Source organism: Mycobacterium sp. 1482292.6, assembly GCF_001672995.1.
GTDB lineage: Bacteria > Actinomycetota > Actinomycetes > Mycobacteriales > Mycobacteriaceae > Mycobacterium > Mycobacterium europaeum_A.
The window spans coordinates 1-12,194 of the sequence record NZ_LZKV01000089.1 but is presented as its reverse complement, the minus strand read 5'-3'; the positions used below and the strand labels follow the sequence as shown (position 1 = coordinate 12,194).

The following is a 12,194-nucleotide window of genomic DNA, read 5'->3' as shown; positions in this document are numbered from 1 at the left end:
CGCCGCCGGGGCCACGCGCAGGCTGGCCGACGGCAGCGCCGGGTCGCCGTCGAACAGCGAGGTGTCCGGCGGCGCGTGCAGGGCGGGCTCGGGCGGCGCGGCCGGCTCATCGAGCTCGCTGGCGTCGACGATCCGGTCGAAGCGGAACAGCCGAACGCCCTCGGCCTCGCGCGACCAGGCCTCCAGGTAGCTGTGGCCGCCGATCAGCAGCACCCGGATGGGGTCGACGACCCGGCTGGTCAGGGTGTCGTGGGAGGCGGAGTAGTAGTCGATGGCCAGCGCGTGCTTGGACTGCACGGCCGCACGCACCGCGGCGGCGGCCCGGTTCTCCACCGGCGCGGGCTCGTCGACGGCCGTTGCCGCGGCCGAAGCGTCCTGCGCCCGGGCCCCGGCGGCGTCCTGGATGTTCGAGTACTACCCGATGCGCGACGTGCGCGAGCTGCCGGACGGATCCTGCGAGGCGGTGATGACCTATGCCTCCGAGGATTGGATGACGCGGCTGGTGCTGGGCTTCGGCCCCGACGTTCAGGTGCTGGCACCCGCGTCGCTGGCGCGGCGGGTGCGCGATACGGCGGCGGCCGCCCTGACCGCCTACGACGCCATGAACTGACAAAAGTCCAGGCGAGATGGTCCACCGCGGCGCGGCGCGGGCCCGCCGCCACCCGGCCCCGCTGCGGTAGCATCGGGTGAACGTCTGGAGGTAATCAAAGTGGGCAGTCTTAGTCCGTGGCACTGGGCGATCCTCGCGGTCGTGGTGATCTTGCTGTTCGGTGCCAAGAAGCTCCCCGACGCTGCGCGTTCGTTGGGTAAGTCGATGCGGATCTTCAAGTCCGAACTGCGCGAGATGCAGACCGAGAACAAGGCGGAAGCGCCGTCCCTGGACACCCCGTCGACCCCGCCGGCCGCCCCCCAGCCGGTGCAGTCGCAGCGGGTCGACGCGCCGGCGCCCAGCGAGCAGGGGCACAGCGAAGCACGTCCGGCCTAGCCGTCACCATCGTCGCGCGCTGCCCGAGCGCCACTGACCGAGCATCGTGAAAGTCTTCAAGGTTTCAGCGCGCACTACCGGCCTGCTGAGGCGCCTCAACCCTCGTAACCGTCGCAGCCGAACCAACCCGGATGCGACCATGTCGCTGGTCGATCACCTGACCGAGCTGCGCACCCGGCTGCTGATCTCCCTGGCCGCGATCCTGCTGACCACGATTTTCGGCTTCGTCTGGTACTCGCATTCGATCTTCGGCCTGGAAAGCCTCGGCGAGTGGCTGCGCCATCCCTACTGTTCGCTGCCGCAATCGGCGCGCGCCGAGATCAGCGCAGGCGGGCAGTGCCGGCTGCTGGCGACCGCGCCGTTCGACCAGTTCATGCTGCGGCTCAAGGTCGGCCTGACGGCGGGAGTGGTGCTGGCCTGCCCGGTGTGGTTCTACCAGCTCTGGGCGTTCATCACGCCCGGGCTCTATCAGAAGGAGCGCCGCTTCGCGATCGCTTTCGTGATCCCCGCCGTGGTGCTGTTCGTCGTCGGCGCGGTGCTGGCCTACTTCGTACTGGCCAAGGCGCTGGGCTTCCTGCTGACCGTCGGCAGCGACGTCCAGGTGACCGCGCTGTCCGGCGACAGATATTTCGGCTTCCTGATCAACCTGCTGGTGGTCTTCGGCGTCAGCTTCGAATTCCCGCTGCTCATCGTCATGCTCAACACCATCGGGATGCTGACCTATGAGCGGCTCAAGGCGTGGCGGCGCGGCCTGATCTTCGCGATGTTCGCGTTCGCCGCGGTCTTCACGCCCGGATCCGACCCGTTCTCGATGACCGCCCTCGGGTTGGCGCTCTCGGTCCTCCTGGAGTTCGCCATTCAGATCGCTCGGCTGCACGACAGGCGCAAGGCCAAGCGTGAAGCGCAGGCCGTGATTCCCGACGACGAAGCATCGGTGATCGAACCGCCCAGCGCGATACCCGAGCCCTCGCTGTCCGCCGGGCAACACGACGATGTCACCTGATCCGTCGCCGCCCTCCGGCCTTGCTGAGCTGGTGGAGCTCACCCGGTTCACCGCCGATCTGCCCTTCGCGCTGGATGGCTTTCAGCATCGGGCGTGCGCGGCGCTCGAACGAGGCCACGGCGTGCTGGTCTGCGCGCCTACCGGCGCCGGCAAGACGGTGGTCGGCGAATTCGCCGTGCACCTGGCGCTGGCATCCGGCGGTAAGTGCTTCTACACCACGCCGCTGAAAGCGCTGAGCAACCAGAAGCACACCGACCTCACGGCCCGCTACGGCCGCGACCGCATCGGCCTGCTCACCGGGGACATGTCGGTGAACGCCGACGCGCCCGTGGTCGTCATGACCACCGAAGTGCTGCGCAACATGCTCTACGCCGATTCGCCTGCGCTGCATGGGCTTTCGTATGTGGTGATGGACGAGGTGCACTTCCTGGCCGACCGGATGCGGGGCCCGGTGTGGGAGGAGGTGATCCTGCACCTGCCCGACGAGGTGCGGGTGGTCAGCCTCTCGGCGACGGTGAGCAACGCCGAGGAATTCGGCGGCTGGATCCAGACCGTGCGCGGCGATACGACGGTCGTGGTCGACGAGCATCGGCCGGTGCCGCTGTGGCAGCACGTGTTGGTGGGCAAGCGCCTGCTGGACCTGTTCGACTACGACAACGAGAAACCGGCCGCGGACCGTCAACCTCGCGTCAATCCCGAACTGCTGCGCCACATCTCGCACCGCCGCGAGGCGGACCGCATGACCGACTGGCAGCCGCGTCGCCGGGGCTCGGGCCGGCCGTCGCGGCCGCGCTTCTACCGGACGCCGACACGGCCGGACGTGATCGCCACCCTGGACTCCGAGGGGCTGCTGCCGGCGATCACGTTCGTGTTCTCCCGGGCCGGCTGTGACGCCGCCGTCCAGCAGTGCCTGCGCTCGCCCCTGCAGCTGACCACCCAGGAGGAACGCGCGCAGATCGCCGAGGTGATCGAGCACCGCTGCGGCGACCTCGCCGACGCCGATCTGGGCGTGCTCGGCTACTACGAGTGGCGCGAGGGGCTGCTGCGCGGCCTGGCGGCACACCACGCCGGCATGCTGCCGGTCTTCCGCCACACGGTCGAAGAACTGTTCACCGCCGGACTGGTCAGGGCGGTGTTCGCCACCGAGACCCTGGCGCTCGGGATCAACATGCCCGCCCGCACGGTGGTACTCGAACGGCTGGTGAAGTTCAACGGCGAGCAGCACGTGGCGCTGACGCCGGGGGAGTACACCCAGCTCACCGGCCGCGCCGGGCGGCGCGGCATCGACGTCGAGGGCCACGCGGTGGTGCTGTGGAATCCCACCGAGGAGACCACCGAGCCCTCCGCGGTGGCCGGGCTGGCCTCCACCCGCACCTTCCCGCTGCGCAGCTCGTTCGCCCCGTCGTACAACATGACCATCAACCTCGTCCAACAGATGGGCCCCGAGCAGGCACACCGGTTGCTGGAGCAGTCGTTTGCGCAGTATCAGGCCGACCGCTCGGTCGTCGGGCTGGTCCGCGGCATCGAGCGCGGCACCGCGATGCTCGACGAGATCGCCGCCCAGATCGGCGGACCCAAGGCGCCGATCCTCGAATACGCCCGGATGCGTGCCCGCATCGGCGAGATGGAGCGCGCGCAGTCCCGGGCGTCCCGGCTGCAACGGCGGCAGGCCGCCAGCGATGCATTGGCCGCGCTGCGCCGCGGCGACATCATCAACATCACCCATGGCCGGCGCGGCGGCCTGGCCGTGGTGCTGGAATCGGCCCGCGACAGCACCGACCCGCGACCGCTGGTGCTCACCGAAAACCGTTGGGCCGGAAGGATTTCCTCGGCCGACTATTCGGGTGTGTCGGCGCCGGTCGGTTCGATGTCGCTGCCCAAGCGGGTCGAACACCGGCAGCCCCGGGTCCGGCGTGACCTGGCGTCGGCGCTACGATCGGCCGCCGCCGGGCTGACCATCCCGGCCCGGCGCCGCGGCGGCCGGGGGGATTCCGATGGTGAATTTCATGATCCCGAGTTGGCGTCGCTGCGCGACGCGCTGCGCCGGCACCCGTCGCACAACACGGCCGGTGTGGAGGAACAGGTCAGGCAGGCCGAGCGCTATCTGCGGATCGAGCGCGACAACGCGCAGTTGGAGAAAAAGGTTGCGGCGGCCACCAATTCGCTGGCCCGGACCTTCGACCGGATCGTCGGGTTGCTCACCGAGCGCGGCTTCATCGAGAGGCGCGACGGCGATCCGCGCGTCACCGACGACGGCCGGCTGCTGGCGCGCATCTACAGCGAAAGCGACCTGCTGGTGGCCGAATGCCTGCGCACCGGCGCGTGGTCGGGGCTCAAGCCCGCCGAACTCGCGGCGGTGGTCTCGTCAGTCCTGTACGAAACCCGGGGCGGCGAGGGGCCGGGGGCGGGTTTTGCGGCCGACGCGCCCACCCAGCAAGTGCGCCAAGCGCTGCAGCAGACCTCGAGGCTGTCGATGGCGCTGCGCGCCGATGAGCAAACGCACCGGATCGCCCCGAGTCGCGAGCCCGACGACGGCTTCGTCAACGTCATCTACCGCTGGGCCCGCACCGGCGACCTGGCGGCGGCGCTGGCGGCCGCCGATCCGGCCGGCACGGGCTCGCCGCTGCTGGCGGGGGATTTCGTGCGCTGGTGCCGCCAGGCGCTCGACCTGCTGGACCAGGTCCGCAACGCCGCCCCGGACCCCGAGCTACGGGCCACCGCCAAGCGGGCTATCAACGACATTCGGCGCGGCGTCGTCGCAGTTGACGCCGGGTAGGCTAGGCCGGAGCTACCGTTAAGCGGCGATAGTGCATGCCAAGACACAAGGGCTGAGGGAGAAAGATGAGCGGACCGCAGGGATCGGACCAGCAGTGGCAGCCGCCCGGTCAAGGTCAAGGTAGCGATCACTCGTCAGAGCCGACTCAGGTGGCACCCACCTGGCAGGAGCAGTCGAACCAGGAGACGTCGTGGCAGGCCCCGGCCTACACCCCGCCCGCCGACTACCCGCAGTACCAGCAGCCGGCGGAACAGGCCTATCCGCAGCAGTATCCCCAGCAGCAGCCGGGCTATGCGCAACCGGGGCAGTACGGTCAGCCCGGCCAATACGCCCAGCCCGGCCAGTACGCCCAGCCGGGCCAGTACGGTCAGCCCGGCCAGTATCCGCAGCCGGGGCAGTATGGCCAGCCGGGTCAGTATCCCCAACCCGGCCAGTACGGCCAGCCGGGCCAGTACCCGCAGCAGTACCCCGGATATGAGCAGCCCGGCAAGAAGCGGCCCGTCGGCCTCATCGCCGGTGTCGGCGGCGCGATCGCGTTTCTGCTCATCGCGGTGGTGCTGGTGCTCGGTTTCTGGCAGCCCGGGTTCTTCGTCACCACCAAGCTGGACGTCAACAAGGCGCAGGCCGGGGTCCAGCAGGTGCTCAGCGACGAAACCAACGGCTACGGCGCGAAGAACGTCCAGAACGTCAAGTGCAACCACGGCCAGAACCCCACCGTCAAGAAGGGCGCCACGTTCGACTGCGACGTCAGCATCGACGGCGCGCCCAAGCACGTCACGGTGACCTTCCAGGACAACAAGGGCACCTACGAGGTCGGCCGGCCGCAGTAGCCGCCGGGCCGATCAGTTCGGCAGCCCGTCCAGCGCCTTTTGCAGGCGGGCGACCGACGAGCCGACGCCCAGCTCGGTCGCCAGTTCGGCGGTGCGTCGCGGATGGGCGGCGACCAACGGTATTTCGTCGGTGGACGTCGAGAAGGTGACGGGCGCGTCGGTCGCCACCCGCACCACCTTGCCGGCCGCCTCGATGTAATCCAGCGCCCCGAGCAATTTGGTGCGGATGCCCTTGGCCATCTTGGACTTCGGGTCCTGGGCGGCGGCCAGAATCCGCTGCAGCGAGCCGTGCTGGGCCAGCAGCGTCGCCGCGGTCTTCTCGCCGACGCCCGGCACCCCGGGCAGGCCGTCGGACGGATCGCCGCGCAGCAACGCGAGTTCGGCATAGGCGGGGCCGGCGCGATCCACCGGGACGCCGTAGTGTTCGGCCACCTCGGCGGGCCCGAACAACGTGGCCTTGCTCAGCCCGCGGCCGAGGTAGAGCACCCGGACCGGGACGGGATCGTCCGACACCACCTGCAGCAGGTCGCGGTCGCCGCTGACCACCACCACCGGGTCCTTACGTTCCCGGGCCGCCAGAGTGCCCAGCACGTCGTCGGCCTCGTAGCCCTCGGCGCCGGCCGTCGGAATCCCGTATGCGTCAAGGAGTTCGGCGATCATGTCGATCTGGGGCGTCAGGTCGTCGGGGACCTCCTCGACGTCCGGCTCGTCCTGCGGATCCTCCACGGCCACGCGGTGGGCCTTGTAGGACGGGACGAGGTCCACCCGGAACTGGGGACGCCAATCGAGGTCGAGGCAGACGGCCAGCCGGCTGGGCCGCTGCTGGGTGATCACCACGGCCATGGAGTCGATGAACCCCCGAACGGCGTTGACGGGCCGGCCGTCGGGCGCGGTGATCGAGGACGGCACCCCGAAGTACGAGCGGAACCACATGCTGGCGCCGTCGAGCAGCACGAGTGGTCGCATGCGGGTTATCGTCTCACGCCAATCCGCGCACCGAGTCGACGGTCGGCAGGCGGGGGTTAGCCTGACTGCCATGGAGTCTCACCGCTTCGACGCAGCAGTGTACGAACGCCGGCTGGCGGCCGCCGCGGTGGCGGCCGCCAATGTGGGCCTGGCCGGGCTGGTGATCACACCGGGCTATGACCTGCGCTACCTCGTCGGGTCGCGCGCACAGACCCTGGAGCGGTTCACCGCGCTGGTGTTGCCCGCCTCGGGCGAGCCGACGGTGGTGGTGCCGCGTCTCGAGCTGGCCTCGCTGAAGGAATCGGCCGTCGCCGAACTCGGCCTGGCGGTGCGGGATTGGGTCGACGGCGACAATCCCTACGATCTGGTGGGCTCCGCGTTGGGCGGTGTCCCCGCCGCGACCGCCGTCACCGATGCCATGCCGGCGTTGCACCTGCTGCCGCTGGCCGAAGTGCTCGGGGTGCTGCCGGTGCTGGCCACCGACGTGTTGCGCACGCTGCGGATGGTCAAGGAGGAATGCGAGGTGGACGCGCTTCGCAAGGCCGGCGCCGCCATCGATCGGGTGCACGCCCGGGTGCCGGAGTTCCTGGTCCCGGGTCGCACCGAGGCCGACGTGGCCGCCGACATCGCGGATGCCATTGTGGCCGAAGGGCATTCGGAGGTCGCGTTCATCATCGTCGGGTCCGGGCCGCACGGCGCCGACCCGCACCACGGATATTCGGATCGCGAACTGCAGGTCGGTGACATCGTCGTCGTCGACATCGGTGGCGCGTACGAACCGGGCTACAACTCCGACTCCACCCGCACCTACAGCATCGGTGAGCCCGATCCCGAAGTCGCGCAACAGTATTCGGTGCTGCAACGCGCCCAGCGCGCCGCGTATGACGCGGTGCGTCCGGGGGTGACGGCCGAGCAGGTCGACGCCGCCGCCCGTGACGTGCTGGCCGCCGAAGGGCTGGCCGAGTACTTCGTGCACCGCACCGGGCACGGCATCGGGCTGTCGGTGCACGAAGAGCCCTACATCGTCGCCGGAAACGATCTGCCCCTGGCCGAGGGCATGGCCTTCTCGATCGAGCCGGGCATCTATTTTCCGGGCCGTTGGGGCGCTCGGATCGAGGACATCGTCGTCGTCACCCCCGAGGGAGCTCTGGCCGTCAATAACCGGCCGCACGAACTGATCGTGGTTCCGGTGGCCTGACCGACGCGTCACCGGGTCCGCGTAGGTTGGGGCGTGATGTCAATTCTGGATCTTCCGCTGCTTCCGATTCGCATCGCACGCCACGTCGCCGACGCGGTCTTGCACCCCAAGGCACCCGCACCCGCGCCGGCTCCCGCGCCGCCGGCCGAGCTGGTCGTGGTCGACGGGATGCCCGAGGGCGTGCCGCCGGCGGCGCGGCGCCCCGAGCCCGCACTTCCGTCGCCCGCGGGTTGGCCGTTCGGCGAGGAGTTCCCGCGCACGTGCGGCGCCGGGCGGCTAGCCGGCGGCGCCCTGTTCTGGACCGACTTCCTCTACGACGACCACGGCGCGACGGGTGTCCCGATCGGCGACCTGAAGATCCAGGCGCCGCCGCGCGGAACCTACATCTATCCCGACGGCCCCGCGGCCGGCAACGGCGCCGACATCTTCCGCGTCGCCATCGGGCTCACCGAGACCCACACCTGGTGGCGGATCGACTGGAACACCCTGCTGGACGCGTCGGTGCCCATCGCGCTGTTCACCTTCGACACTGACCCCGCCCGAACGGCGGACGAACACTGGCCCGCCGCAGCCGGGGTGCGTTCGAAGGGCATCGACATGGCCCTGCTGGTCTCGGGCGCCGGCGCCGCGCTGATCGACCTGACCACGCAGGCCAGGACGCCGGTCGAGCACAGCGTCGACATGCAGTCGCGGTCGTTCGTCGCCCAGGTCCCGCGGTCACTGGCCGAACCCACGGGCAGCTGGACGGTCCGCATGGTGGCGGGGCTGGCCAACGCGGCGGGGGACGGCTTCGCCGACGTGTCCGCCCTGCATGGCGCGCTGCCCGGGCAACCCAACGTGTACAACGTGGCATTTCGCACCCACGAGCAGGAGCCGGTGCACCTGAACTTCTGGTCGGATGCCGCCCAGGCCGCCGCCCTGACACACGGCGACGTCTCCGAGTTCGCGGTGACGGTGCCGTGGGGTCAGCTGGCGGCCAGCAAAACCGCGCCCGAGCCGGTGATCACCGGCCCGTCCACCCGGTGGTACGTGTCGTCGGTCGAACTCGGCCAGGGCCTGGAACAGGGTTGGGCCGCCAACGACATCCTGAGCACCAAGCCGCAGTTCCTCGGCCGGGTGCAGCCGTATTCGATCTGCCTGCCCTCGAGCTACGCGCCGGGTCGGACGCTGCCGTTGACCCTGTTGCTGCACTCGCTTTCGCTCGGGCAGAGCCAGTTCGCCGCGATCGACCCGCACCTGCTGCACCAGGTGTGCGAGGGTCGTGAGTCGGTGGTGGTCACGCCGTTGGCCCGGGGACCGTCCACCTGGTACTTCGACACCGGCGAACTCGACGTCTGGGAAGTATGGGCGCGAGTCGCCGAACAATTGGGCACCGACCCCAATCGCACTGTGATTTCCGGCTATTCGATGGGCGGGTATGCGACATACAAGCTGGGACTGAGCTATCCGCAAGTGTTCTCGCAAGCCGTGGTGCTGGCCGGCCCGCCGACGTGCGGGGTGCGGCTGCTGCCGCACGTCGACATTCCCGCCGACCTCGATCCGCATACGCCCTGTGCCCGAGAGGGTGACACCTGGAAGCTGCTGGTGAACGCCCGATGGCTGCCCTACGTCATCGCTCATGGGCTGCTTGACGAACTGGTGCCGTTCGCCTCGGCCGCCGAGCAGGTGCTGGAGCTGGACCGGCTGGGTTACCGGCACCGCTTCAGCGTGTACCCGCTCGAGGATCACATCGCCTGGGTGTTTCAGGACAAGTTCGAGGACCCGATCTCCCACATGGGAACCGCTCTGCGCCAAGCGGATCCGGGACACATCACGTTCGCCTGGTATCCGCAACTGGTGCGCGCCGATCTGGGCATCGGGCCGCACCAGGTGTGGTGGTTGTCGGAGCTGGCCGCCGATCCCGAGGTGACCGCGCGGCGCGGGGCCGTCGCGGAGGTCGATGCCCGCTCGTATGCGCGGCCGGACCCCACGCACACCATTGCGCACCATCGCGGCGTCATCCCGCACTTCGAGCCGACACCCGGGGTGTACAGCGAGCTGGACTGGCAAGTGGGACGGCCGGTCGGCCCGCTGCCGTATTTGACGTTGCGCCTCACCGGAGTTGCCGGTTTACGAGTCGATGTCGCGCGAGCCGGGCTGGCGGCGTTGCCGACGTCGACCATCACGGTGGCCACCGATGTCACCGCCACGATCACGCTCGGTGGCTTGCCTGCGGCGGTCGACGTGCAACTCGATGGCGAACCGGCCGGGGCGACGGTCGCGGTCTCGCCCGGGCGACACCGCATCACGTTGACGGCCGCAGCGGCTGTTGATCGGTGAGTTGTGGCGCTAGGTGATTGTCGCTAGCTTGGCGAATCGATCATCGGGTGAATAGCGGCGACGGGCGGACCTGAGCGAAAATTCCGCTCGTGGCTCCCTTGGCTGTCGACCCGGAGGCGATGTACGCCGCGGGTAGTGCCGTGGGTGCCGCCGGCGGTGGTCTGGCGGCGAACCTGACGGTGTTGGCGGCGGGTTTTTCGGCCCACACCGGGGTGGATCGCGCCGGCGAGGTGTTCGGCCTGGCGTATCAGGACACCGCCGAGTCGCTGCTGAAGGCAGTGGCTGCCGTCGTGAATGCGTGCGGGAAATGCGGTGCTCTTATCCAGCAAGGCGCGTCGAACTATTCGATGGCGGAGGCGGCCTCGACGCTAGGCGGCGGTGGCAGCATTTTGGCGGCGCCGCCCCCGCCGGAGGAACTTGCCGCTCCCAAAGCCCCGGGAACGATGGGGCCCGGAGAGCCGCCACCGGCGCTATGGGCGATCGTGGAGTCGCTCGTCCTCGAGTTGTGGCCCGACGGCGACGTGCCGGGTATGCATGCGGTCGCGTCTCGTTGGCGCGGCTTCGCCGCGGCGGCTAACGGGGTGCAGACGACTCTCAACGCGGCTAAGACACTGCTGGATATCCAACACCTTCCTGAAGGTGACAAGATCGATAACGCTCTCAACGAAATAGGTTCTGCGGCAGCGACTATCGGCGCGCAATGCGGCAAGCTGGCCAGTGCCATCGACAAGTTCGCCGACAAAGTCTGCCGCTCCCAACATGCGATTCGGGATCTGTTGCACCGGCTCGGGTCCCTGGGCGACCTCGGCCACGACATCATGCTCATTATCGACGGCGACGCATGGGACGAGATCAAGAAAATCGCCAAGGACATCAACGACGTGCTGCAGCATCTCGGGCAGGAGGCCCGCGCCGGCGTGCAGGGGATCAGGCTGCTTATGGAAGCGGCCGATCGCGAGGTCGTCACTTGTGAGAAGTACGCGCGCCGCGGGCTCGTCAAGTTCTTAGGGGAAGACGTCGGCAATCCGGTGGCGACCGCATTCGAGTTCGGGATAAATGCCCAGGAGGGCGTTCTCAAAGGTGCGGTCAACATGGGGTTAGGCCTTGCCGACCTGAGCCCGCATTGGATCGCCGTCGACCCCCAAGGCGCAGCTGCCACTTGGACCGGTCTGGTGAAGAATGCGTGGAAGGAGAGTTTGTTCAACGCTCCCATTCATCCCGAGGAATTCGCGCATGCGAGGCTGCAGGAGTTGAAAGGCCTTGTGCATGCCGAGGATTGGACCAGAGATCGACCCGGACTGGGCGCTGGTGAAGTCGCGTTCGACCTTGGCACCCTGATCTCGCCCGGCCTCGGTGAAGGGGGCGCGGCGGCCGACGGCGCGGGTGCGGCGGCAAGGGGGGCCGAGGAAGAGTCGGCGGCCGCTGGCGCTGCGGGGCGTGCCGGCGGAAAAACCGGAGAAGGGCTAAGCGGCATCGCGGGTGCCCGCGGTGAGCTGACCGGCATCACCAAGGCGAGCGCCGAGCTGCCCCAAAAACTCGCAGGCGTAACCAAGGATTTGCCGGATATCAAGCCTCCGGCAAGTGGCATTCCCGTGGCAATGCCACCCGGCAAGCCGATTGAGCCGCCGGTCGAGTCGGTACCTCGCCCGTCCGAGGGCGTTCCCGGCGCACCCCAGGGGTCGACGCCCGCGGCAACCTCGCCGGGTCAGGCGGGCCCGCCCGGTGATTCGCCGCCACCCTCGAGTAGTCCCAATGGCGTTCCGCACGAGCCGAATTCGTCACCCGCCCCTTCTGCACCGCCGGGTGGTCCCGTCGGTCCGCACGATCCTGTGCCCGTTCCCGCTGCGACGCCAGGCGGCCCGGGTGGTCTGCACGATCCCGCGCCCGCGCCCGCGGCGGCCCCTCCGCCGGGCGGTTCTGGTGGGCTGCATGAACCGGCCGCAGAGCCCGCTCCTCCGCCGGCACCGGCTGCGCCGGCCGCTCCCGGGGGTCCGCACGATCCGGCGTCTGTGCCATCCGGCGGCCCGCACGAACCCACCGCGGTGCCGGCGGAGCAGCCGCCTGAGCCGGTCTCCGTGCTGGCCGGTGGCGCTCACGACCCAGTCGCCGAGCCGTCG

General features: G+C 69.4%; 7 protein-coding genes and 3 pseudogenes. 8 read left to right on the top strand and 2 right to left on the bottom strand.

Features of this window, described 5'->3' with window-relative positions; genetic code table 11:
- Positions 1-363 (bottom strand): annotated as a pseudogene (locus A5624_RS08765) (WYL domain-containing protein); the annotation flags it as partial.
- Positions 364-385: 22 nt separating this feature from the next.
- On the opposite strand from A5624_RS08765, the pseudogene A5624_RS08760 reads away from it, so the two are divergent.
- From A5624_RS08760 to A5624_RS08740, 5 genes and pseudogenes are all read left to right on the top strand, one after another.
- Positions 386-610, top strand: a pseudogene (locus tag A5624_RS08760) (helix-turn-helix transcriptional regulator); the annotation flags it as partial.
- Positions 611-709: 99 nt separating this feature from the next.
- Positions 710-985, top strand: a complete 276-nt coding sequence (gene tatA, locus A5624_RS08755) for a Sec-independent protein translocase subunit TatA (protein ID WP_066864671.1) — start codon at positions 710-712, stop codon at positions 983-985.
- A 46-nt stretch (positions 986-1,031) separates the two neighbouring features.
- Positions 1,032-1,988, top strand: a complete 957-nt coding sequence (tatC, locus tag A5624_RS08750) for a twin-arginine translocase subunit TatC (protein ID WP_156748947.1) — start codon at positions 1,032-1,034, stop codon at positions 1,986-1,988.
- A complete protein-coding gene (locus tag A5624_RS08745; RefSeq protein WP_066864666.1) occupies positions 1,978-4,764 on the top strand; it encodes an RNA helicase in 2,787 nt (928 codons plus the stop codon). Before tatC ends, A5624_RS08745 begins: the two co-directional genes overlap by 11 nt.
- A 65-nt stretch (positions 4,765-4,829) precedes the next feature.
- Positions 4,830-5,594 (top strand): DUF4333 domain-containing protein, encoded by a 765-nt coding sequence (locus tag A5624_RS08740; RefSeq protein ID WP_066864663.1) that lies wholly within the window; start codon positions 4,830-4,832, stop codon positions 5,592-5,594.
- 12 nt (positions 5,595-5,606) lie between these two features.
- Here the strand turns inward: A5624_RS08740 and A5624_RS08735 are convergent, their stop codons facing one another.
- Positions 5,607-6,560, bottom strand: coding sequence for a 5'-3' exonuclease (locus A5624_RS08735; RefSeq protein WP_066864660.1), 954 nt, complete (start codon positions 6,558-6,560; stop codon positions 5,607-5,609).
- Positions 6,561-6,630: 70 nt separating this feature from the next.
- Between A5624_RS08735 and A5624_RS08730 the strand changes: the two genes are divergently transcribed.
- From A5624_RS08730 to A5624_RS08720, 3 genes and pseudogenes are all read left to right on the top strand, one after another.
- Positions 6,631-7,758, top strand: a complete 1,128-nt coding sequence (locus A5624_RS08730) for a Xaa-Pro peptidase family protein (RefSeq protein WP_066864657.1) — start codon at positions 6,631-6,633, stop codon at positions 7,756-7,758.
- A 36-nt stretch (positions 7,759-7,794) separates the two neighbouring features.
- Complete coding sequence (locus A5624_RS08725; RefSeq protein WP_066864654.1) at positions 7,795-10,077, top strand: alpha/beta hydrolase-fold protein; 2,283 nt, start codon at positions 7,795-7,797, stop codon at positions 10,075-10,077.
- An 89-nt stretch (positions 10,078-10,166) separates the two neighbouring features.
- A pseudogene (locus tag A5624_RS08720) lies at positions 10,167-12,194 on the top strand (hypothetical protein); the annotation flags it as partial.

What these genes read in the sequence shown, in the direction of transcription:
- A5624_RS08725 (WP_066864654.1), top strand. Translation starts at nt 7,795, where the DNA reads ATGTCAATTCTGGATCTTCCGCTGCTTCCGATTCGCATCGCACGCCAC.
- A5624_RS08730 (WP_066864657.1), top strand. Translation starts at nt 6,631, where the DNA reads ATGGAGTCTCACCGCTTCGACGCAGCAGTGTACGAACGCCGGCTGGCG.
- A5624_RS08740 (WP_066864663.1), top strand. Translation starts at nt 4,830, where the DNA reads ATGAGCGGACCGCAGGGATCGGACCAGCAGTGGCAGCCGCCCGGTCAA.
- A5624_RS08735 (WP_066864660.1), bottom strand. Translation starts at nt 6,560, where the DNA reads ATGCGACCACTCGTGCTGCTCGACGGCGCCAGCATGTGGTTCCGCTCG.
- A5624_RS08745 (WP_066864666.1), top strand. Translation starts at nt 1,978, where the DNA reads ATGTCACCTGATCCGTCGCCGCCCTCCGGCCTTGCTGAGCTGGTGGAG.